Annotated in this window: 20 protein-coding genes; 10 read left to right on the top strand and 10 right to left on the bottom strand. The window is 59.7% G+C overall.

What is annotated here, in order from left to right; genetic code table 11:
• Positions 1-270: 270 nt before the first annotated feature.
• A complete protein-coding gene (mrdA, locus tag ACIP8I_RS26250) occupies positions 271-2,163 on the top strand; it encodes a penicillin-binding protein 2 (protein ID WP_007961790.1) in 1,893 nt (630 codons plus the stop codon).
• Positions 2,164-2,238: 75 nt separating this feature from the next.
• Here the strand turns inward: mrdA and ACIP8I_RS26245 are convergent, their stop codons facing one another.
• From ACIP8I_RS26245 to ACIP8I_RS26225, 5 genes are all read right to left on the bottom strand, one after another.
• Complete coding sequence (locus tag ACIP8I_RS26245; protein ID WP_400764786.1) at positions 2,239-2,910, bottom strand: hypothetical protein; 672 nt, start codon at positions 2,908-2,910, stop codon at positions 2,239-2,241.
• An 85-nt stretch (positions 2,911-2,995) separates the two neighbouring features.
• The gene (locus ACIP8I_RS26240; RefSeq protein WP_400764784.1) at positions 2,996-3,202 is read right to left on the bottom strand and encodes a helix-turn-helix domain-containing protein; all 207 of its coding nucleotides are present in this window, start codon (positions 3,200-3,202) and stop codon (positions 2,996-2,998) included.
• 9 nt (positions 3,203-3,211) lie between these two features.
• Positions 3,212-3,817: a hypothetical protein gene (locus ACIP8I_RS26235; RefSeq protein WP_400764783.1), complete on the bottom strand. Its 606-nt coding sequence runs from the start codon at positions 3,815-3,817 to the stop codon at positions 3,212-3,214.
• Between the two features lie 218 nt (positions 3,818-4,035).
• A complete protein-coding gene (locus ACIP8I_RS26230) occupies positions 4,036-4,440 on the bottom strand; it encodes a lysozyme inhibitor LprI family protein (RefSeq protein WP_367085210.1) in 405 nt (134 codons plus the stop codon).
• A gap of 58 nt (positions 4,441-4,498) precedes the next feature.
• Positions 4,499-5,419, bottom strand: a complete 921-nt coding sequence (locus ACIP8I_RS26225) for an ADP-ribosylglycohydrolase family protein (RefSeq protein WP_400764781.1) — start codon at positions 5,417-5,419, stop codon at positions 4,499-4,501.
• 186 nt (positions 5,420-5,605) lie between these two features.
• On the opposite strand from ACIP8I_RS26225, the gene ACIP8I_RS26220 reads away from it, so the two are divergent.
• Positions 5,606-6,094, top strand: a complete 489-nt coding sequence (locus ACIP8I_RS26220; protein ID WP_367085208.1) for an SRPBCC family protein — start codon at positions 5,606-5,608, stop codon at positions 6,092-6,094.
• The gene (locus tag ACIP8I_RS26215; protein WP_400764779.1) at positions 6,081-6,902 is read left to right on the top strand and encodes an aminoglycoside phosphotransferase family protein; all 822 of its coding nucleotides are present in this window, start codon (positions 6,081-6,083) and stop codon (positions 6,900-6,902) included. Before ACIP8I_RS26220 ends, ACIP8I_RS26215 begins: the two co-directional genes overlap by 14 nt.
• 342 nt (positions 6,903-7,244) lie before the next feature.
• On the opposite strand, the gene acnA is transcribed toward ACIP8I_RS26215, so the two are convergent.
• A complete protein-coding gene (acnA, locus tag ACIP8I_RS26210) occupies positions 7,245-9,986 on the bottom strand; it encodes an aconitate hydratase AcnA (protein ID WP_400764777.1) in 2,742 nt (913 codons plus the stop codon).
• Between the two features lie 222 nt (positions 9,987-10,208).
• Here acnA and rlmM point away from each other — a divergent pair, with 222 nt between their 5' ends.
• On the top strand, positions 10,209-11,282 hold the full coding sequence (rlmM, locus tag ACIP8I_RS26205; RefSeq protein WP_400764775.1) for a 23S rRNA (cytidine(2498)-2'-O)-methyltransferase RlmM: 1,074 nt from the start codon (positions 10,209-10,211) through the stop codon (positions 11,280-11,282).
• 177 nt (positions 11,283-11,459) lie between these two features.
• On the top strand, positions 11,460-11,711 hold the full coding sequence (tusA, locus tag ACIP8I_RS26200) for a sulfurtransferase TusA (protein WP_007961802.1): 252 nt from the start codon (positions 11,460-11,462) through the stop codon (positions 11,709-11,711).
• A gap of 49 nt (positions 11,712-11,760) precedes the next feature.
• On the opposite strand, the gene ACIP8I_RS26195 is transcribed toward tusA, so the two are convergent.
• Positions 11,761-13,170: an MATE family efflux transporter gene (locus ACIP8I_RS26195; protein WP_007961803.1), complete on the bottom strand. Its 1,410-nt coding sequence runs from the start codon at positions 13,168-13,170 to the stop codon at positions 11,761-11,763.
• 309 nt (positions 13,171-13,479) lie between these two features.
• Here ACIP8I_RS26195 and pdxB point away from each other — a divergent pair, with 309 nt between their 5' ends.
• Entirely contained in the window at positions 13,480-14,622 is a 1,143-nt protein-coding gene (gene pdxB, locus ACIP8I_RS26190) for a 4-phosphoerythronate dehydrogenase PdxB (protein WP_400764772.1), read from the top strand.
• A gap of 206 nt (positions 14,623-14,828) precedes the next feature.
• Here pdxB and ACIP8I_RS26185 read toward each other — a convergent pair whose 3' ends face one another.
• Positions 14,829-15,008, bottom strand: a complete 180-nt coding sequence (locus tag ACIP8I_RS26185; protein ID WP_007961805.1) for a PA1571 family protein — start codon at positions 15,006-15,008, stop codon at positions 14,829-14,831.
• 256 nt (positions 15,009-15,264) lie between these two features.
• On the opposite strand from ACIP8I_RS26185, the gene ACIP8I_RS26180 reads away from it, so the two are divergent.
• Positions 15,265-17,043, top strand: coding sequence for an ABC transporter transmembrane domain-containing protein (locus tag ACIP8I_RS26180; RefSeq protein WP_400764770.1), 1,779 nt, complete (start codon positions 15,265-15,267; stop codon positions 17,041-17,043).
• A gap of 84 nt (positions 17,044-17,127) precedes the next feature.
• Here the strand turns inward: ACIP8I_RS26180 and ACIP8I_RS26175 are convergent, their stop codons facing one another.
• Positions 17,128-19,056: a transglycosylase SLT domain-containing protein gene (locus ACIP8I_RS26175; protein ID WP_367085203.1), complete on the bottom strand. Its 1,929-nt coding sequence runs from the start codon at positions 19,054-19,056 to the stop codon at positions 17,128-17,130.
• 214 nt (positions 19,057-19,270) lie between these two features.
• On the opposite strand from ACIP8I_RS26175, the gene ACIP8I_RS26170 reads away from it, so the two are divergent.
• Positions 19,271-21,193 carry an ATP-binding cassette domain-containing protein gene (locus ACIP8I_RS26170; RefSeq protein WP_400764769.1) on the top strand — a complete coding sequence of 641 codons (1,923 nt, stop codon included), beginning with the start codon at positions 19,271-19,273 and terminating at the stop codon, positions 21,191-21,193.
• Between the two features lie 174 nt (positions 21,194-21,367).
• Here ACIP8I_RS26170 and ACIP8I_RS26165 read toward each other — a convergent pair whose 3' ends face one another.
• Positions 21,368-21,805, bottom strand: coding sequence for a universal stress protein (locus ACIP8I_RS26165; protein ID WP_400764767.1), 438 nt, complete (start codon positions 21,803-21,805; stop codon positions 21,368-21,370).
• Positions 21,806-21,908: 103 nt separating this feature from the next.
• Between ACIP8I_RS26165 and ACIP8I_RS26160 the strand changes: the two genes are divergently transcribed.
• Both ACIP8I_RS26160 and ACIP8I_RS26155 read left to right on the top strand, forming a co-directional pair.
• Positions 21,909-22,346, top strand: coding sequence for a hypothetical protein (locus ACIP8I_RS26160; RefSeq protein WP_400764765.1), 438 nt, complete (start codon positions 21,909-21,911; stop codon positions 22,344-22,346).
• 548 nt (positions 22,347-22,894) lie between these two features.
• Positions 22,895-23,035, top strand: a 141-nt coding sequence (locus ACIP8I_RS26155; RefSeq protein WP_400764787.1) for a hypothetical protein, incomplete at its 3' end; no start/stop codon positions are given.

Here is a 23,035-nt window from a genome sequence, read left to right as displayed (position 1 = left end):
GGTTTCCCCATGTGAGAGTAGGTCATCGTCAAGATTAAATTCCGAAACCCCAATTGCGAAAGCAGTTGGGGTTTTGTTTTGCCCGCAGGAAAGTGCTTCTCTCGTCAGAGTCAGACGGCACGAGAGTTCCAACCGTCGCCGGGACTGCCATTAGGGAAAATCCTTCTGAAGTGACCACTCGGTTTTTGGTATGGTGCAGCTCGTTTTTTACCGGACTGATGTCATGCCCACGGATCGGCACTCAATTTATGTCAAAGAGTTGCTGTAGAAATGCCTGAACCCATCCCGATCAAGGATCACGAAAAAGAGACGCGCCTGGTCAACAAGCGGTTGATCGCGTGCGCTCTGTTCGTCTTCGCCATCAGTTGCGCGTTGGTGGTACGCCTGTACATCCTCCAAGTGGTTGAATACGACTACCACTCGACCATTTCTGAAAATAACCGCGTCCACGTCTTGCCGATCCCGCCGACAAGAGGCCTGATTTATGACCGCAATGGCGTGCTGCTCGCCGATAACCGTCCCAGTTACAATCTGATCATCACTCGTGAACGCGCCACTGATGTCAATCAGGAGCTGGACGAGGTGATCAATCTGCTGCATTTGCCCGCCGAAGATCGCACGGTTTTCGACAAGGCCATGAAGCAGTCTCGTCATCCATTTACTCCAGTGACGCTGTTCTATGAACTGACCGAAGAACAGATCGCCGTGTTAGCGGTCAACGAATTTCGTTTGCCGGGCCTGGATGTCGAGCCACAATTCGTTCGTCACTACCCGCTGGGTACGCACTTCGCGCATTCGATCGGCTATGTTGGCCGGATCAACGAAAAAGAGTCCAAGACCCTTGATTCGGTGGAGTACCGTGGCACGCAGTCCATCGGTAAAACCGGTATCGAACGCTTCTACGAAGCGCAACTGCACGGTCATGTTGGCTATGAAGAAGTTGAGACCAACGCTCAGGGCCGAGTATTGCGGGTGCTCAAGCACACCGATCCGGTCCCAGGCAAAAACATCGTTCTAAGTCTCGACGTCAAACTGCAGGAGGCTGCGGAAGCCGCACTGGGCGACCGTCGTGGCTCGGTGGTGGCTCTCGACCCGTCCACCGGCGAAGTGTTGGCCATGGTCAGCAATCCGAGTTTCGACCCGAACCTGTTCGTCACTGGCATCAGCTCCAAGGAATACTCGGCGCTACGCGATTCCATCGACCGGCCGCTGTTCAACCGTGTGCTGCGCGGCCTGTACGCGCCAGGCTCAACCATCAAGCCAGAAGTGGCGATTGCCGGCCTCGATGCCGGTGTCGTGACGCCGCAGACCCGCGTCTTTGACCCAGGCTACTACCAACTCCCGGATTTCGATCACAAATACCGCAACTGGAACCACAGTGGCGATGGCTGGGTGGACATGGACGCGGCAATCATGCGCTCCAACGACACCTACTTCTACGACCTGGCACACAAGCTCGGCATCGATCGCCTGCACGATTACATGGCGATGTTCGGCCTCGGCGAAAAGGTCTCGCTGGATATGTTCGAAGAGTCGCCCGGTTTGATGCCATCTCAAGCCTGGAAACGCGCCACGCGCCGTCAGGCCTGGTTCCCAGGGGAAACGGTGATCCTCGGCATTGGGCAGGGCTACATGCAGGTCACGCCGCTACAACTGGCTCAGGCCACCGCACTGATCGCCAACAAGGGCGTATGGAACCGTCCGCACCTGGCGAAGACGGTGGATGGCGTGGCGCCGGTCGACGAGCATCCGATGCCGAACATTCTGCTGAAGAATCCGCGTGACTGGGATCAGGTCAACCACGGGATGCAGATGGTGATGCACGATGCCCGAGGTATCGCGCGCGCCGCAGCGGCCGGTGCGCAGTACCGCATCGCCGGCAAGAGTGGTACGGCGCAGGTGGTGGCGATCAAGCAGGGCGAGCGCTACAACCGTGAAAAAACCCTGGAACGCCATCGCGACAACGCCTTGTTTGTCGGTTTCGCTCCGGCGGAGCACCCGAAGATCGCCATCTCGGTGATGATCGAAAATGGCGAGGCCGGTGGTCGGGTTGCCGGTCCCGTGGTGCGGCAGATCATGGACGCCTGGCTACTGGATCAGGACGGCCACCTCAAGCCGCAATACGCGGCGCCGGCCAAGCCGCCGGGTGATCCGCACGTGTAACCTGGATCAGCTTCACAGCGTCGGCTCACATCGGCTGCGCAGTGAAGCTGTCGAGACAGACGTTTTGGCAACTGACTATTTGCAGCTGTAACCCTCGGGCATCGTGACGCTGTAGTTGCGTTGCAGGCGGTCCTGAAAATTCAGGTTCTGCAGGCCTTGCTCGACCAGAAATGCTTCGACCTTGGCGGCCTGACAGTCCTCGTTATAAGACGACGCCCGCAGCAGATACACCGTGCGTTTGCTCGCCTCATCGCGGGCGGTGGCAATGAACGTACTGAGAGTGGTGTAGCCGATACGCTCTGAAGTTCCCACCGGACCATAGGTCGTGTTGGGCTTACTGGTGCAGGTCAGTCGGTCATCTTTCTTCTTGGTGTTCTTGCACACGGTCGTCGTGCTGGTTGGCACTTGCCCATAGTCGGTGGCGGTGTAGCGGTAAGACACTTGCCGGCTGCCAATATCTAGACTGATGGTCATTTTGATCGGTGCATGATTCCTGGGCAGGCTGGCGTCGGTATAAACCTCCTGAAAGCCTCTGTCTTTCAGTGCGTTGACCATGTCGCGAAGATAATAGCGGGCATTCAGTGCGTTCTCATCGGCGCTGTTGGTCGAGGTCACCAGCACGGTTGCCTTTCGGTCGAACTGATAGTCCGGATCAGGTATTGCATTGAGCGCTACGTCAAATTGTGTGGCGCAGCCGCTGAGTGATGCTGTCAGCAATAACAGCGCGCATAACAAATAACGGGACATGACAAAGCCGCCTTGAAACTAAGGATTGAATAAGAGTTAAACGATTGGGACTTGCGATAAACAACTCGCCGTCAGGCGGGAAGTCTCAGTCTTTCCGGTATTCCAGCAGATCGCCCGGTTGGCAATCGAGCGCAGCGCAGAGCTTGTCCAGAGTTGCCATCTTCACACCTTTGACTTTGCCGTTTTTCAGCAATGACAGATTGGCCTCGGTGATCCCGAGCAGGGCGGCCAACTCTTTCGAGCGAATTTTTTGCGTGGCCATGACAACGTCAAGGCGGACGATAATGGTCATTATGTTGTTCTATATGTATTGACTTTGCTCATCGCTGAGTACTTTTGCATCGCGCATGATAATTGAAAACGAACAGAGCAATACGCCTTTGATTATCTCGTAGGCAGAAGAGGAAGACAGGCCGATCGAGAACTGAAAAATGCGCTCCCCCGGCGGCAGATCGATCGATAAAGCCAGACCTTGCAAAGTCTCTACCAGCGGGTAAGCCGCCGGAGAAACGATGCACAGCACCCCCACTCGCCACAGGACGCCGATATTGCGATCGGTCCAGGTTTCGCCGCGTGACAAGCGCAAGAAAAACAACCCGGTCAGCCATAACGCGTAAGCCGACAGGACAACGGGCAGAAAATCCAGAAAAACGATCAGCGCAGTGACCATTGACGACAGCCAGGTGTCGGGATCAAGCAGCGCGCCTTCGACAAACGGGTCGAGCAGTTGCGGCGAGCCTTCTGCAAAGGCATAGAGCAGGCCCGCCAGCATTTCATCCTTTTTGAAGAACCAGACCGTCGCGTTGCCGCCGACCTCCGTCACACCCAGAACCCAGACGAGAATTGCTGCCAGCAGCCCGATCCAATGCATGCGCTGCGGCGCCAATCCGTTGATGTGAGTACTCATGAAAATTCCTGGTTGTTGCAATTTGGTAGCGAATTCTCGATTAAAAATTATCTGATTACAATAATTAATTTTGATTCGCTTGCTGCGGCATCCTCCTATGCTGCGGTTCCGAGCAATTACTCGTAATGGTGCGGGGAGTCGGCTTGCTGGCGAGCGCGCCGAAGGTGCTCCAAGTGTGAAATCAACAAACTATCGGCAAGACCGAAACCACTACAAAATCAGGCCCCGGGTACCGGGCAACTCATGTCACCCTCCTGGCACTTCAAATATTGCTTCAGCGCCTCGACTCGCACCTTGGTCACACCGGTCAGGCAATTGCTGTAGATCAACGGATAAACACTTCCGCCTTCGACCCCGGATGCGGAAAACTTGCACTCGGCATCGCGAAACCCGATCCATGCTCGCTGCGCACCCATTAGCAGCTTCTTGCTGTCAGGGTTGTCCTTCAAACGACCGGTGATCTGTTGATACACCGCGTTCAATTCCTTGTCCGCTGCCTTGAATTCCTGCCCGGCACACTGATTCATGGTGGCCTGATCGCTGGCGTTGGCACAGTCGACGGCGGCGTGGGCGAGAGGCGTGAACAGGACGGGTGTCAGGGCCAGGAGCAGGCGTGGGAGCATGGTTAATCTCACTGTGTCGGATGAAGGTGCAGAGCAGTTTACCGGCTATATGGTGTTTCTATTCAGGAACGCGCAGTCGGGAGGCTTCGAGCAGGCGATCCGCAGTGGCTGCTATCTCCTCGCCGTCATGGAGCATTTCCAGCCAGTGGGCAGGAATCGCCCGAACGCCGTAATAGGCGCCGGCCACTTGTCCCACGATAGCGGCCGTGGTGTCGGCGTCATCGCCCAGGTTGGCCGCTTGCAGAATCGCTGTGGCGAAACTGTCGGTGTGATGAAAACACCACAGTGCCGCTTCCAGAGACTCGACGCAGTAGCCGCTACCACGGATTTTGTCCGCCGACTTTGTGAGGTAATCACCCCGGGCGATGGCTGCGACTTTTGCTTGAACGAAGGTTGAGTCTGACAGTTTGCGCAATTCTGACTTGGACGCGCCAAGCAAGGCTTTGTTGATCACCTCGGCAAGCAACTGACAGCATTCGATGGCCTCGGGCGCTGCGTGGGTTGTCCGCGAACTGTCGCTGGCGAACTGGTGGATCTGACGGGCATCAGGGAAGTAAAACAGCACCACGGGTGCCAGACGCATCAGCGAGCCGTTGCCGGCGGTGAACGCGTCGGTGGACCCCGCGAAGGGCTGGCCGGTTTGCTGATACTGCGACAGCGCCTGGCTGACCGTCATGCCGATATCGAAACACTCACCTGTGGAACTGAGATAGCCCCATTTCCACCAGTTGAGATAGCGCCCCATCTGGTCTGCCGCATCAAATCTGTTTTTGCTCAGCAGACTTTCCGCCAGGCACAGCGCCATCGAGGTGTCATCCGTCCATTGCCCTGGCTTCAAGCGGAAGGGACCGCCACCGACCATGTCGGTCAGTGGCTGGAATGAGCCCCGTGGCTTGAACTCCACCGTGGTGCCCACAGCATCACCACAGGCGAGGCCGAGCAGGGCGCCGCGATAACGTTCGGATAGAGATGGCTGCATGCTTCGTCCTTGTCCGTGTCCATTTCGCAGGAAAAGGTAACAGGTTCATCGGATGAGGGCGCTCGATTCAACGATCGGAAATGCCGCCGAATGTTTCCCTGGTGCTGCGCAGGTGAACGGCTTTGATACAACTTCAGGTTGGACATGTGGTCATACAAGCCTACTGTTCAGAACAGGAGGTGACTTATGAAACCGGTACCCAATAGTTTCGAACGCAAAATCACGCTGAAGGCGCCGCGTTCTTATGTCTGGCGCGCATTGGTCGATGCCGAGGCGTTTGGCCAGTGGTTTGGTGTGGCGCTGGAGGGCAGGCGATTCATCGCCGGAGAATGGACGCAGGGGCAGGTCACCTATCCCGGTTATGAACACGTGTTGTGGAACGTGCTGGTCGAGCGGGTCGAACCGCAGCAATTGTTTTCGTTTCGCTGGCACCCGTACGCGGTCAATCCGACGATCGATTATTCCCAGGAGCCAACGACGCTGGTCAAGTTCGAACTGCAGGATTACGAGGGCGGCACTTTGCTCAAAGTGTCCGAGTCCGGCTTCGCGCACATTCCCGACGTGCGGCAGAAGGAGGCGTATTACATGGACAGCCGTGGCTGGGAGGAACAGCTGAGTCGACTTGAACAGTTTCTCGCCGAAAGCGCCAAGACCCGCGAGCGTGACGGTGACTGACTGCGCAATCTTCGAATCCTGGTTGCAACGCTGGGCGCTGGTGCCGGACGGTGAGCCGATCATCACCCCCGGCAGCCGCCTGTTGCCGGTGCGTTTTGGCGACACGCCGGCCATGCTCAAGGTTGCGCTGGATACCGACGAGCAATTCGGCAATCGACTGATGAGTTGGTGGGACGGTGAGGGCGCAGCGCGGGTGCTTGCCCATCACGAGGAAGGTTTGTTGCTGGAACGGGCCATGGGCCGGCGTTCTTTGATGCACATGGCGCTCAACGGTGAAGACGACGAAGCCACGCAGATCATGTGCACGACACTGGCGCGCCTGCATGCGCCGCGCCCGACGCCGCCACCGCCGCTGGTGGAGCTGGCACCGTGGTTCGCCTCGCTGCGCGTGGCCGCGGCCGAACATGGCGGGACCTTCGCCCTGAGCCTGCAAACGGCTGAAGCCTTGCTCGCAGATCCGCAGGACGTGGTGGTGCTGCACGGTGACATGCACCACGACAATGTTCTCGATTTCGCTGCGCACGGCTGGCTCGCTATTGATCCCAAACGAGTACGCGGCGAGCGCGGTTATGACTACGCCAACCTGATCTGCAACCCGGACTTGCCGACGGCTGGCGATTCACAGCGATTGCGCCGGCAGGTCGAGGTGATCGTCGAGGCGTCCGGGCTTGATCGCCGACGCTTGCTGCAATGGGTGCTGGCGTTTGCCGGATTGTCGGCCGCCTGGTTCCTGGAGGACGATGCGCAGCAACAGGCTGCCGAACAGCTGCAGGTCGCGCAAATCGCCGCTTGCCTGCTGGATGACTGAGAGGGCTAAGGGTTTTCGGAAGGGCTGGTATAGCGAATGTCTTACACGCGGTGCTAGCTTTTGCGACTATTGCCGATTGGATCCACGGCGTAATCTACACCCATCAACTGAGACACAGGGAGTGTTTCAGGATCACGGATGATCGACCATAGCAAGGATCGCTGCCGACAGGGAGTCGATAATGGTCTTGGGAAAAACCCGCTTCGGCGGGTTTTTTTTCGCCTGTAGAAAAGTACATCACCCTGTAGGAGCTGCCGCAGGCTGCGATCTTTTGATCTTGCTTCATGAAAGCCAAAATCAAAAGATCGCAGCCTGCGGCAGCTCCTACAGGGGAGCGCGGTTTCAGGAGGCGATCAGTTGGCGCAGGACGTAATGCAGAATCCCGCCCGATTTGAAGTACTCCACCTCATTCAACGTATCGATGCGGCACAGCACCTCGATTTTTTCCTGGCGCCCGTCTTCACGAGTGATCACCAGCGTCAGGTTCATGCGCGGCGTCAGCTCGACACCGGTCAGGCCCTGAATATCCAGGGTTTCCTTGCCGGTGAGGTTCAGGCTCTTGCGGTTCTGATCGAGCTTGAACTGCAGCGGCAACACGCCCATGCCCACCAGGTTGGAACGGTGGATACGCTCGAAGCTTTCAGCGATCACCGCTTTGACGCCCAGCAGGTTGGTGCCTTTGGCCGCCCAGTCACGGCTGGAGCCGGTGCCGTATTCCTGACCGGCGATCACCACCAGCGGCGTGCCCGAGGCCTGGTACAGCATGGCGGCATCGTAAATCGGCATTTTCTCGCCGCTCGGGATGTAGATTGTGTTGCCACCTTCTTCGCCGCCGAGCATCTCGTTACGAATGCGGATGTTGGCGAATGTGCCGCGCATCATCACTTCGTGGTTGCCACGCCGTGAGCCATAGGAGTTGAAGTCCCGCGGCTCCACGCCTTTTTCGCGCAGATAGCGCCCGGCCGGGCTGTCAGCCTTGATGTTGCCGGCGGGGGAGATGTGGTCAGTGGTTACCGAATCGCCCAACAGCGCCAGAACCCGCGCACCCTTGACGTCGGTGATCACTGGCAACGGGCCGGAAATGTCGTCGAAGAACGGTGGATGCTGGATGTAGGTCGAATTGTCCTGCCACACATAGGTGGCGGCCTGCGGCACCTGGATCGCTTGCCATTGCTCGTCGCCGGCAAACACTTCGGCGTATTCCTTGTGGAACATCGCGGTGTTCACCTGATTCACCGCCTCGGCGATTTCCTTGCTGCTCGGCCAGATGTCGCGCAGGTACACCGGATTGCCTTGCTGGTCGTTGCCCAGCGGTTCAGTGCTGATGTCGGTGCGCACGCTGCCGGCCAGGGCGTAGGCAACCACCAGCGGTGGCGAGGCCAGCCAGTTGGTCTTGACCAGCGGATGCACTCGGCCTTCGAAGTTGCGGTTGCCGGACAGCACCGACGCCACAGTGAGGTCAGCTTTCTGAATGGCTTTCTCGATCGGTTCCGGCAATGGACCGGAGTTGCCGATGCACGTGGTGCAGCCATAGCCGACCAACGAAAAGCCCAGTTGATCGAGATATTGCGTCAGGCCGGCAGCCTTGTAGTAGTCGGTGACCACTTTCGAGCCGGGCGCCAGCGAACTCTTGACCCACGGCTTGCGGGTCAGGCCTTTCTCCACGGCTTTTTTTGCTAGCAGACCGGCCGCCATCATCACGCTCGGGTTTGAGGTGTTGGTACAGGAGGTGATCGCGGCGATCACCACCGCGCCGTTTTTCAGGCGATAGGTGTGGCCTTCGTATTCGTACTCGGTTTCGCCGACCAGATCGGCGTTACCCACGGCCACGCCACCGCCGCCCTCGCTTTCCAGACGGCCTTCTTCCTTGCTGGTGGGCTTGAATTGCAGGTCCATGAAATCACTGAAAGCCTGTGCCACGTTCGGCAGCGAAACCCGATCCTGCGGGCGCTTTGGCCCGGCCAGGCTGGCTTCGACGCTGCCCATGTCCAGCGCCAGGCTGTCGGTAAACACCGGTTCCTGACCGGGCAGGCGCCACAGGCCCTGGGCCTTGGAGTAGGCCTCCACCAGTTTCACCACTTCGGCCGGGCGACCGGACAGGCGCAGGTATTCGAGGGTTACGTCATCGACCGGAAAGAAGCCGCAGGTCGCGCCGTATTCCGGGGCCATGTTGGCGATGGTCGCGCGATCGGCCAGCGGCAGGTCGGCGAGACCGTCGCCGTAGAACTCGACGAATTTGCCGACCACACCTTTCTTGCGCAGCATCTGCGTGACTGTCAGCACCAGGTCGGTGGCGGTGATGCCTTCCTTGAGCTTGCCGGTGAGTTTGAAACCGATCACTTCCGGAATCAGCATCGACACCGGTTGGCCGAGCATCGCCGCTTCCGCCTCGATCCCGCCGACGCCCCAGCCGAGTACGCCGAGGCCGTTGATCATGGTGGTGTGGGAGTCGGTGCCGACCAGGGTGTCGGGGAACGCGTAAGTAAGGCCGTCCTCATCCTTGGTCCAAACCGTGCGCCCGAGGTATTCGAGGTTGACCTGGTGGCAGATCCCGGTGCCCGGCGGCACCACGCTGAAGTTGTCGAAGGCGCTCTGACCCCAGCGCAGGAACGCGTAGCGCTCGCCGTTGCGCTGCATTTCGATGTCGACGTTTTGTTCAAAGGCGCTTGGGGTGGCGAATTTGTCGACCATCACCGAGTGGTCGATCACCAGATCCACTGGCGACAGCGGGTTGATTCGCTGCGGGTCACCGCCGGCCTTGGCCATGGCGGCGCGCATCGCAGCGAGATCGACCACGGCAGGGACACCGGTAAAATCTTGCATCAATACCCGAGCCGGGCGGTACTGGATTTCCCGGTCGGAGCGGCGCTCCTTGAGCCAGGCGGCAATGGCCTTGAGGTCGGCGCCGGTGACAGTTTTTTCATCTTCCCAGCGCAACAGGTTTTCCAGCAGGACTTTCAGCGACATCGGTAGCTGGTCGATATTGCCAAGGCTCTTGGCGGCATCGGGCAGGCTGAAATAGTGGTAGGTCTTATCGTCGATTTGTAGAGTTTTAAGGGTCTTCAGACTATCGAGGGACGGCATTACGATCACTCCTTTGAGTCCGCACGGCTACGGACGGAGGGGACGGGCAGAGCTATCAACGTAGCCCTGTTTTCAGTAGCTGGCTAATAACTGGACTCTATGGGCAAGTCCAAGGTTCCGACATCGGCTATCATGCGCCGGTTTTCGTGACAGGCTTTGCTTCACCGCAAGGCTTGAGCAGCGTGCAGGGGCCGAATGTCCGCCCTCTGCCCAGGAGTAAGAATGAACACCCTATTCATGCATTGCCGGCCAGGCTTCGAAGGCGAAGTCTGTTCGGAGATTTCCGACCTCGCCGCCCAACTCAACGTCGCCGGCTACGCCAAGGCCAAACCGGCCACTGCGTACGCCGAGTTTGTCTGCACCGAAGCAGACGGCGCCGAACGCCTGATGCGCGGCCAGCGCTTCGCCGAGTTGATTTTCCCGCGGCAATGGGCGCGTGGCGTCTTCATCAATCTGCCGGAAACCGACCGCATCAGCGTGATCCTCGAGCACATGGCGGATTTCCCGGTCTGCGGCAGCCTGTGGCTGGAAGTGGTCGACACCAACGACGGCAAAGAGCTGTCGAACTTCTGCAAGAAATTCGAAGGCCCGCTGCGCAAGGCGCTGACCGGCGCCGGGAAACTGGTGGACGACGCGAACAAACCGCGCCTGCTGCTGACCTTCAAAAGTGGTCGCGAAGTGTTTCTCGGCATGGCCGACGCCGGCAACTCGGCGATGTGGCCGATGGGCATTCCGCGTCTGAAGTTTCCGCGCGAGGCGCCAAGCCGTTCAACGTTGAAACTGGAAGAGGCCTGGCACCATTTCATCCCGCGTGACCAGTGGGACGAACGCCTGCACAGCGACATGACCGGCGTCGACCTCGGTGCGGCGCCGGGCGGCTGGACCTGGCAGCTGGTCAACCGCGGCATGCTGGTGACCGCCATCGACAACGGCCCGATGGCCGAAAGCCTGATGGACACCGGCCTGGTGCAGCACTTGATGGCTGACGGCTTCACCTTCAAGCCCAAGCAGCCGGTGGACTGGATGGTCTGCGACATCGTCGAGAAACCCGCGCGCAACGCGGCGATGCTGGAAGAGTGGATCGGCGAGGGCCATTGCAGCGAAGCGGTGGTCAACCTCAAGCTGCCGATGAAGCAGCGTTACGCCGAAGTGAAGCGCTTGCTCGAACGCATCGCCGATGGCTTCAAGGCGCGCGGGATCAAGGTCGATATTGGTTGCAAGCAGCTGTATCACGACCGCGAGGAAGTGACCTGCCATCTGCGTCGGCATGACATCAAGAAAGCCAAATCCCGCTAAGTCACCACTAAACCCTGTGGGAATGATCTCTGTGGTGAGGGGATTTATCCCCGATGGATTTAGCGCATCCCCAGTCTTTGGGGCCGCTTCGCGACCCATCGGGGATAAATCCCCTCGCTACAGATGACTGAGCCCCCGGCAATGCGCGACAATGCCGGCCAGTTTCAGGAGTGAATCATGAGTGAAATGATCGATACCCCGGTCGACGGCACCCTCGACGCCACCGGCCTCAATTGCCCGGAGCCGGTGATGATGCTGCACCAGCACATCCGTGACCTGGTGCCTGGCGGCCTGCTCAAGGTGATCGCCACCGATCCCTCGACCCGTCGCGACATTCCCAAGTTCTGCGTGTTTCTCGACCACGAACTGGTGGGCCAGCACGAAGAGGCCGGTACTTATCTGTACTGGATCCGCAAGAAGTCCAATTGAATTCGGGCAAAAAAAAGACCTGCATGTGCAGGTCTTTTTTTATGGCTGATCAGCCCACCGAACGACTGATCCGAATACGCTTGCGCGCACTGCGGGTCAGGCGGATCGACAGCATGAACGCCGCGCAGCTCAAACCGACGATCAAGCCTTGCCACAAGCCGCTCGGGCCACGCGGTTCGCCGAGCCAGTCGGTCAGGCCGAGGGCGTAACCCACTGGCAAGCCGATGCCCCAATAGGCGAACAGGGTCAGGATCATCGTCACCCGGGTGTCCTGATAACCGCGCAGCGCGCCGGCGGCGGTGACCTGGATCGCGTCGGAGAACTGAAACAGTGCCGAGTACACAATCAGCATCGCCGCGATGTGGATCACCGTCGGATCAGCCGTATAGATCGACGCAATCGGCTCGCGCAGCAACAGCATCATGCTCGCCGAAATACAGGCGTAGGCCAGCGCAGTGCCCATGCCGACACCGGCGGCAAAGCGTGCTTCACGCGGCTCTTCACGGCCCAGTGCCTGGCCGACGCGTACGGTCACGGCCATGCCCAGCGAATACGGAATCATGAACACCAGCGAGCTGACGTTCAGCGCGATCTGATGCCCGGCCACCACGGTGGCGCCGAGACTGCCAATCAGCAGGGCGATCACCGCGAAGATGCTCGACTCGGCAAAAACGGCGATGCCAATCGGCAGACCGATCGCCAGCAAACGCTTGATCACCGCCCACTGTGGCCAGTCGAAACGGCTGAAAATTTCACTCGAACGATAGGCCGGCGCCCAGCGCTCGTAACCGGCCAGCCCCAGCGCCATGACCCACATCACGATGGCTGTGGCCCAACCGCAACCCACGCCGCCCATGGCCGGCACGCCGAAGTGGCCATAGATGAAGATGTAGTTCAGCGGAATGTTCAGCGCCAGACCGCATAGACCCAGCACCATCGCCGGGCGGGTGCGGCCGATGCCGTCACTGGTGCAGCGCAGCACGTGATAGAACGCCACCGCCGGCAGGCCGCTGGCAATGCCGTGCAGGTATTGCATGCACGGGCCGATCAGCTCGGGATCGACCTTCATCAGGTGCAGTACCGGTTCGGCGGCGACCAGCATGCAAGTCGCGATCAGGCCGACCACCAGCGCCAGCCACAGCGCCTGACGCACGATCGGGCCGATCTCGCTGTGGGTGCCGGCGCCGAAACGCTGGGCGACTTTCGGCGTGGTGGCCAGCAGGGTGCCGGTCATCAGCAGAAACACCGGAACCCAGATCGAGTTGCCCAGCGCTACCGCCGCCAGATCGCGCGGCCCGACGCGGCCGGCCATCACGGCATCGACGAAGCCCATGGCGGTGGTCGCCAGTTGCGCGATGATGATCGGCAACGCCAGGGCGAGCAGGTTCCTGAACTCCAGGCGAATTCGCGCGGGGCGGGTGAGTGAGGCAGCGAGAGGTTGATCAGTAACAGAATTCACAGGCAAAGCGTCCACAGGTGTTGATGCGCAAGGCGCCGCATTCTACGCCGCTGACGTGACAGTCAGGAAAAATCCTCTGTTGCGCATTTGTAATCATCAATGCCATCCACTGTGGCGAGGGAGCTTGCTTCCGCTGGGGTGCGAAGCGGCCCCAAAACCATCCGGCGTGGTGGATCAGGAAAAACCCGATTGCAGACTTTCCGCCTGCTGCGCAGTCGAGCGGGAGCAAGCCCCCTCGCCACAGTGCAGTCTGCGCTGGCTCAACGGTGGATCTGCACCTAAACTGCCGATCCCCTCAAGGAGCCCGCCATGCTGATTGTTGCCGACGAAAATATCCCGCTGCTCGATGCCTTTTTTGCCGGTTTCGGCGAGATCCGCCGGGTGCCGGGCCGTTCCATCGACCGTGCGACGGTCGAGCAGGCCGATGTGTTGCTGGTGCGCTCGGTGACCAACGTCAATCGCGCGTTGCTCGAAGGCAGCACGGTGCGTTTCGTCGGCACTTGCACCATCGGAACCGATCACCTCGATCTCGATTATTTCAATGAGGCCGGCATCACCTGGTCCAGCGCCCCCGGGTGCAATGCGCGGGGCGTGGTCGATTACGTGCTCGGCAGCCTGATGACCCTGGCGGAAATCGAAGGCGTTGATTTGCCGCAACGTACGTACGGCGTGATCGGTGTCGGTGAAGTCGGCGGGCGGTTGATCAAGGTCCTCAAGGGCCTGGGCTGGAATGTCAAAGTTTGCGATCCGCCGCGTCAGGCAGCCGAGGGCGGCGATTACGTCAGCCTCGAGCAAATCATCGAGCAGTGCGACGTGATCAGCCTGCACACGCCGCTGACCCGTACCGGCGAAGGCGCGACCTGGCATCTGTTCGATGAGCAGCGTTTGCGGCAGCTCAAACCCGGCACCTGGCTGATCAACGCTGCCCGTGGTCCGGTGGTGGATAACGCCGCGTTGCGCAACGTGCTGCTGGAGCGCGAAGACCTGCAAGCGGTGCTCGATGTTTGGGAAGCCGAGCCTGAGGTCGATGTTGCCCTTGCCGAACTCTGCGTGCTGGCCACGCCGCACATTGCCGGCTACAGCCTCGATGGCAAGCAACGCGGGACGGCGCAGATTTATCAGGCCTATTGCGAATTTATCGGTCAGCCTGCGAGCATCCAGCTCAGTGACCTGCTGCCGGCACCCTGGCTGTCAGAAGTGACCCTGCACGCCGACAGCGATCCGGCCTGGGCGCTGGCGATGTTGTGCCGTGGGGTGTACGACCCGCGCCGCGATGATGCGGATTTTCGCCGCAGTCTTGTAGGTAGTGTCGCTGAACAGCGTGCGGCGTTTGATGTACTGCGCAAGCAGTATCCGGTGCGGCGCGAGATCGAGGGGCTGAAGGTGCGGATCGACGGGGATTCGCCGCAGTTGCAACAGATTGTGGCGGCGCTGGGGGCGGTGGCTGTCTAATAACAGGTTGGCCCTTTCGCGAGCAGGCTCGCTCCCACAGTGTTTGCCCTGACCCTGTAGGAGCTGCCGCAGGCTGCGATCTTTTGATTTTGTTTTTTGAAGGCAAGATCAAAAGATCGCAGCCTGCGGCAGCTCCTACAGAGAGCAGAACGGCAGGCAGAAAAAACCCGGCCAAAAGGGGCCGGGTCAGGAAGACGGTGGCTATATCACTTTTGTTCGGCAGGCTTGACCAATCGCTTGTCCAGTTCGCGGCATGCGTCCTGGATCATGTCTTCAGTGATCGGTACCTCACGCCCATCCTTATCAATAATCGAGCAACCCAGAGGTTGGCCGGGCTTGGTGCGGATCACTTGAATCTTGTCTTCGCTGCTGTGTTGCAAGGACATGGCCTGTCTCCTCATCAGGTTGTGCACGTAGATTAAAACCGCCACGTGACCAGGCTGTGACAACACCCTTGGGTCTGTCAAAAGCGGCATCTCCAGTCCAACAGAAATGACCGCTCGTCTCAACCGGGACATTAGACCAATAGCAACTATGGCCTAGTCTTTGGGGGCATATTTAACCTGACTCATTGTGATTTACAGAGTTCCGCCCCATAGAAGGTTTAGGCTAGTCCTTTCACCAATAGGGATGTGTACCTGAATGATCTCGAAGCTTTCTTCCCGGCACCGTCGAGCGCTGAGCCTGACCAGCCGATTTCTGGCGCCTTATCGTTGGCAAGTCGGTGCTGCGCTGCTGGCGCTGATCGTCACCGCAGCCGTCACTTTGTCGATGGGGCAGGGGATCAAATTGCTGGTCGATCGGGGCTTCATGACGCAGTCGCCGCACCAACTGAACCAGAGCATCGGCATCTTCATGCTGATGGTGCTGGGCCTGGCAGTCGGCACGTTCGCGCGTTTTTACTGGGTGTCGTGGATCGGCGAGCGTTGTGTGGCGGATATCCGGCGCGAGGTATTCAACCATCTGGTGTATCTGCATCCCGGTTTTTACGAGAACAACCGCAGTTCGGAGATTCAGTCACGGCTGACCGCCGACACCACGTTGCTGCAATCGGTGATCGGCTCGTCACTGTCGATGTTTCTGCGCAACCTGTTGATGGTGATCGGCGGGGTGATCCTGCTGTTCGTCACCAACCCGAAACTCACCAGCATCGTGGTGATTGCCTTGCCGTTCGTGGTCGCGCCGATTCTGATTTTCGGTCGGCGCGTGCGCAATCTGTCGCGGTTGAGTCAGGATCGGGTCGCCGATATCGGCAGCTATGTTTCCGAAACGCTTGGCCAGATCAAGACCGTGCAGGCGTACAACCATCAGGTGCAGGACGAGCGACGTTTCGCCACGACGGTCGAGGACGCGTTCGACACTGCACGCAAGCGCATTTTTCAACGCTCGTGGATGATCACCGTGGTGATCGTGCTGGTGCTCGGTGCGGTTGCGGTGATGTTGTGGGTCGGCGGCATGGACGTGATTGCCGGACGCATCACCGGTGGTGAACTGGCGGCTTTCGTCTTCTACAGCCTGATTGTCGGCAGTGCGATCGGCACGTTGAGCGAAGTCATCGGCGAGTTGCAGCGTGCTGCGGGTGCCGCTGAACGCATCGCCGAACTCCTCAGTTCGCAGAACATCATCCAGCCGCCGACCCTCGGGCTGGTGACGTTGCCTGAGCGGATCAAGGGCGAACTGCAGTTGCAGAATGTACGTTTTTCCTATCCGTCGCGTCCAAACAGCTACGCCGTCAACGGCCTGAGCCTGACCATCAGGGCTGGCGAGACCCTGGCCCTTGTCGGGCCATCCGGGGCCGGTAAATCCACGGTGTATGACTTGCTGTTGCGCTTCTACGACCCGATTGAAGGGCGGATCCTGATCGACGGTGTGCCGCTGACCAGCCTCGACCCGCTGGACCTGCGGCGCAATTTCGCCTTGGTCTCGCAATCGCCTGCACTGTTTTTCGGCAGCGTCGAAGAGAATATTCGTTACGGCAACGCGGGCGCGACGCTGGAACAGGTCAAGGAAGCGGCAAGAATTGCTCACGCCCATGACTTCATCGAGAAGATGCCCAACGGCTATCAGACCCACTTGGGTGACGCCGGCCTTGGACTTTCCGGCGGCCAGCGTCAACGCCTGGCGATCGCTCGCGCTTTGCTGGTGGATGCGCCGATTCTGCTGCTGGACGAAGCCACCAGTGCCCTCGATGCCCAGAGCGAGCACTTGATTCAGGAAGCGCTGCCAAGCCTGATGCAAAACCGCACCACACTGGTGATCGCGCATCGCTTGGCCACGGTGAAAAACGCCGACCGGATCGCGGTGATGGATCAGGGCAGTCTGGTGGCAATCGGTACCCATCAGGAGCTGATCGTAAGTAATCCGCTGTATGCGCGGCTGGCGGCGCTGCAGTTCAATGATGGGCATGCGGTGGCGGTGTAGAACTGCCTCAGGCCTTTGCTGAAGACAAAAAAATGCCCGCATCGATTGATGCGGGCATTTTTCATTTCAGGTATTCAGCACCTGTCATTGATCGTCGAAATACCGCTCATGCCAATCCACCAGCGGCTGCGGCGAGTTGAGCTTCTGGCCGTAGATCACCGAGTACGACAGCACGTTCTGCACGTACTGGCGGGTTTCGTCGAACGGGATGCTTTCCACCCAGACATCGAAGCTCAGGTGATCGGCACCGCGCAGCCACTGGCGCACACGGCCGGGGCCGGCGTTGTAGGCGGCGGAGGCGAGCACGCGGTTGCCGTTGAACTGGCTGTGCACCTGGCTCAGGTAGGCGGCGCCGAGCTGGATGTTCTTGTCCGGATCGAGCACTTGCTGCGGCGAGGCCAGCGGAATGCTGAACTTGCGTGCGGTTTCCTTGGCGGTGCCGGGCATCAATTGCATCAGGCCGCTGGCACCGACCCCGGAGCGGGCGTCGTCCATGAACGCACTTTCCTGACGGGTGATGGCAAACACCCAGCTCGAATGCAGGCCACGAACCTTGGCCTCACGCACCAGAGTGTCGCGGTGGGCCATCGGGAAGCGGATATCCAGATCGTCCCAGTATTGCGCCTGACTGATGGTGCGGATCGCCGGGAAATACCATTTCAGGTCGTAGGCCAGTTTGGCCTGGGCGACCATTTCGTCCCGATTGAAATGACGGCTGACGTGATACCACTCGCGGCGACCGTCGACGATCTGCCCGCGCGCATGAAATTCCAGCGCACGCCGCACGCCGGGAGTGTTACGCACCTTGTTGATGGTCGCCTGGCTAAGCACCAGCGGCTTGTTCATCAGCGAGTAGGGTAGCTGCGAGCGGTCGGCGGCGAGGAAACCGTAGAAATCGCGTTCCTTCGCCAGGTTCTTGTACAGGCTTTGCGCTTCCGGGTTCTGCGGTTGCGCCAGTTCCAGGCTGCGGGCCTGCCAGTAGCGCCAGCGGTTGGTGGTCGCCAGATCCTGTGGCAGACGACGAGTCAGCTGATAGGCATCGTCCCAGCGTGCCAGGCGCAGCAGCAGACGCAGGCGCCATTCGGACACGGTGTTGTCACGCAGTTCCGGATCGTATTTGGTCATCACGTCCAGCGCACGGCTGTCGAAACGCCGGGCCAGGGTCAGGCCGATTTCTCGGGCAATCGCGACTTTCTCGTCACGGGAGAAATGCATGCTGCTGGCGTATCCGTCGAGCAGGGCCATGGCCTTGTCCGGGTCCTGACGGGCGAGGCGGCGCAGGCCGAGGCTGACCACGTCGGACATCGGCTCGTCGGCCGGGGTGAAGCGCGATGGCTGATTGAGCAGCTCGGGTTTCTGCGCCACATCCACCAGCAGCCGACCGCGCGGGGCGAGGGTGGTCAGGCCGTTGACCAGACTGTTGGCCAATGGATAGTTGCGCGCCTGGGCGGCGAGTTTGGTGCGTTCCCAGCGTTTCTGTTCGGTCAACTGACCGTCGGCGGCCCAGATCCCGAACAGTCCGTCACAGGCGGCCGGTTGCGATTTGCCGGTCAGCCACAGTTTGTCGGCGTTGGCATAGCCCTCGGCCTTGTGGCCGCTACTGATCTGGAACTGCGCATTGAGGCAGTCCAGTTCGGTGAAGTTGAGTTTCGGGTCGTAATATTTGGTGAAGGTGGCCCAGTCGCCACGGTCGGCGAGCCAGCGCAACCAGCGCAGTTTCATCCAGTTGGCCTGGGGCAGGTCGCCGTGCTCGGCGAGGAATTTCTCGATTTCCTCGTTGCTCGCGGTCTTCAGGCGCGCGGTCAGTTCGTCGTAAGCCAGGTACGGTTCCAGCGGATAATCGGCAAGCGCCTGGCTGTAACGGAAGTACGGGCCGGTATCGCCCTTGGCCAGCGCGCGCTTGGCTTCATCGTAATACTGGCGTTGGGTGGACAGGTCCACCGCCTGGGCGGATTGAGCGGCAGCGGCGGTAAGTAGCAAACAGGACAAGACACTGAAAAGGCGACTGCGCATGAGACATCCGGGCAGAGAAATCATGACAAGCACCGGCCGTGGCCAGCACTGAATTGTCTGTAGCTTAGCCTTTTGCCAGCAACGGGCGAAAGCTTTGCCGGTCTCGCAGCACAAGTTCGCAACAAATGTTGTGCAGAGTGCTTCAGCAGACAAATTGCCGGCCTGTTGAGGGCCTAACTCAGGTAGAATGCGCGCCCGGTTTTTGGAGAAGCTCATGACCCTGCTCAAATTCAGCGATGTGTCCCTTGCATTCGGCGCGATGCCGTTGTTGGACAAGGTGTCCTGGCAGATCGCCCGTGGTGAGCGGGTGTGCATCATCGGCCGCAACGGCACTGGCAAATCCAGCATGATGAAACTGGTCAAGGGCGACCAGAAGCCCGATGACGGCTCGGTGTGGCGTGCCCCCGGTCTGAAAATCGGCGAATTGCCGCAAGAATTGCCGGTGGCCGACGGGCGGACCGTTTTCGACGTGGTTGCCGAGGGCCTCGACGGCGTTGGCGCCTTGCTCGCCGAATACCATCACCTGAGCCAGAACATCGTCACCGACGCCGATCTGGACAAGCTGATGCACGTCCAGCACGACCTCGAAGCCCGTGACGGCTGGCGCTTGCAGACCCTGGTCGACAGCACTTTGAGCCGCCTGCAACTGCCGGCCGACAAGACCCTCGCCGAGTTGTCCGGCGGCTGGCGTCGTCGCGTGCTGCTGGCGCAGGCGCTGGTCTCGGAACCGGATCTGCTGCTGCTCGACGAACCGACCAACCACCTGGACATCGGTGCGATTGCCTGGCTCGAAGAAGCCCTGAAGGATTTCCAGGGCGCCGTGCTGTTCATCACGCACGACCGTTCTTTCCTGCAGAACCTGGCTACGCGCATCCTCGAACTGGATCGCGGCGGCCTGATCGACTGGAATGGCGACTACGCCAGCTTCCTGGTGCACAAAGAGGCCGCGCTGGCCGCAGAAGAAACCGCCAACGCGCTGTTCGACAAGCGTCTCGCCCAGGAAGAAGTCTGGATCCGTCAGGGCATCAAGGCCCGTCGGACCCGTAACGAAGGTCGCGTGCGTGCCTTGAAAGCCCTGCGTGTCGAGCGCAGCGAGCGTCGCGAGCGTACCGGCAAGGCGAATATCCAGCTGGAAACCGCCGACAAGTCCGGCAAGCAAGTGATGGTGTTGGAAAATGTCAGCTTCCATCACCCGGACGGTCCGTTCCTGATCAAGGACTTCTCGATGGTCCTGCAACGCGGCGACCGTATCGGTCTGCTCGGCGCCAACGGTACCGGCAAGACCACCTTGCTCAAACTGATGCTCAACGGTCTGCAACCGACCAGTGGCAAGGTGGAAGAGGGCACCCGGATCGACGTGGCCTACTTCGACCAGTTGCGCCATCAACTGGATCTGGAGAAGACCGTGATCGACAACGTCGCCGAAGGTCGCGACTTTATCGATATCGACGGCCAGAGCCGCCACGTCCTGAGCTACCTCGGCGACTTCCTGTTCAGCCCGCAGCGTGCGCGCACGCCGGTCAAGGCGCTGTCCGGTGGCGAGCGCGCGCGCTTGCTGCTGGCCAAACTGTTCAGCAAACCGGCGAACCTGCTGGTACTCGACGAACCGACCAACGACCTCGACGTGGAAACCCTCGAGCTGCTCGAAGAAGTGCTGCTGACCTTCAACGGCACTGTGCTGATGGTCAGTCACGACCGGGCGTTCCTCGACAACGTGGTCACCAGCACCCTGGTCTTCGAAGGTGAAGGCAAGGTCCGTGAATACGTCGGCGGCTATCAGGACTGGATCCGTCAGGGCGGCTCGCCGCGCCTGCTGGGCGTGACCGAGAGCAAGTCGGGCAAGGCTGACCTGAATTCGGCGGTGGTCACCGCTGAACCTGCCGTGGCTGCCGCACCTGCCGCTGCCGCGCCGGCAGCTAAGAAGAAGCTGAGCTACAAGCTGCAGCGCGAACTGGAAGCGTTGCCGGGCGACATCGATGCCAAGGAGCAGCAGATCGCTGCGGTCGAGGCGGAGATGGCTGAAGCCGGTTTCTATCAGCGTCCGCCGGCAGAAACGGCCAAGGTGATTGCTTCGCTGGAGCAGTTGCAGGCTGAACTGGATGCACTGGTGGAGCGTTGGGCCGAGCTGGATGCCTGATTGATCCGGTAACAAAAAAGCCCGGCGCTCAGTGATGAGCGCCGGGCTTTTCATATACGGGTGGAGACCTGATGTGGGAGCGAGTCTGCTCGCGAATGCGGTGTGTCAGGCGGCATTAATGCTGAATGTGCCGACGCCTTCGCGAGCAAGCTCGCTCCCACAGGGTTTTGTGTTTCAGCGTTTGATCAGGTGCACCGCCAGCACGTCGCAAGGTGCGCCGTGCAGTACGTCGTTGGCCGTGGACCCGAGCAGCAGCGCCAGACCGTGGCGGCCGTGGCTGCCGACCACGATCAGGTCGCACTGGTTTTCCTTGGCGAAATGATGGATTTCCTGACGTGGCTGACCATAGGTCAGGTGGCAATTGGCGCCCTCGAGTTCGGCGTATTTGGCTTTCAAGCGCTCAAGGCGCTCCTTGGCCTGATCGAACTGCTGCTGTTGCAGTTGTGACAGATCCATCGGCACATCGCCGCCGAATGCCATGGCCATCGGTTCGACAATATGCACCAGCGACAGCTTGGCGCCATTGCTCACCGACAGCTCGCGGGCGCGGTGAATCACAGGGTCGCACTCTTCAGTCAGGTCTACGGCGACCAGGATATGGTTGTAGGGCATGAGGTGCTCCTCGTGACGGTTCAATATTGTTAAGTATGGCTGGTTTCAAGCGCATTGGTTCCAAAGTGACACAATGCGCTCACCTTAAGTCGGGAGTAGAGATATGACGGTCTGGTTGGTGGTGTCAATCCTGCTGGTGGTTTTGAGTCCACTGGCATGGTTGCGCCCGTCGCGCGTGCAGAGCGGCCGGATGGCCCTTCGCATGGAGGCGCGACGCATCGGGCTGGCCATGCAACTGGCGCCTCAGGAGTGGCCACACTGGCTGTCTCAGGAGCCGCCCAGCCCATGCGCGCAATATCATCGGCCACGGCGTGGCACCCAGCCGGCGTGCTGGACCTACTGGCAGAAATCGCCGGGTGTGTGGGTCAATCAGTGGCAGGAGGTCTGCGAGGACCGCCTGCTGCTCGATCATTTCGAAAAGTTGCCGGGCAACGTGTTCAAGATCGAGGCCGACAAGCAGATGATCGCCTTGTACTGGGGCGAGAAGGGCGAAACTGAAGTCTTGCAGCACATCGACGCCACTCTCAAAGCTCTCGCCTGAATTACGAACTCCCCTGTAGGAGCTGCCTGCGGCAGCTCCTACAGGGGGCATTTCGCAAGCAATAAAAAGCCCGACAACATCATCGGGCGGGTTGGCCAGGCAGGCCGGTAATTCGCTGTGGGCTGATCTTGCGCTGGGCATTCGCCAAAAGCGTTCATATTTTTCGCCGGGATTCCGCCAGCGTAGCCTGTTAAACAAGGCTCGCCGGTAATTAGGGCGACTTTTCTAACTATTGATTCTATGAATGGCTTTGCATGCAGCTGCGTGTTGCGGATCTGTGTGCAACGGAAATGACCGCAAAGTCGCATTTCAACCCGTATTTTGGGCGATTGACAATTGTTGGAAATTCCGTGAAGGTGACGTACCCAAATCAAACGGGCGTATGAATTGAGCGTTTGTCTTACAGACTGCTCCTACAGAATCCCGACTATCGCGTTGGCGGGTGTGCCGGGTGGATTGGCGTCAGCATCGACGAAAAAACGTCCTGCCGAGCCATTTACCTGCGTCCGACGTGTACTGTTCAGCTTCCATATCGTGGAGATCAGTTGATGATTTACGAAGGTAAAGCCATCACGGTTAAAGCTCTTGAAAGTGGCATCGTCGAATTGAAATTCGACCTCAAGGGTGAGTCCGTCAACAAGTTCAACCTTCTTACCCTGAAAGAACTGCGTCAGGACGTAGACACCATC

This window comes from Pseudomonas sp. NPDC088414 (assembly GCF_044753325.1).
Lineage (GTDB): Bacteria > Pseudomonadota > Gammaproteobacteria > Pseudomonadales > Pseudomonadaceae > Aquipseudomonas.
Note: the sequence above shows the minus strand (reverse complement) of the source record. Positions and strands in the feature narration are given on the sequence as shown.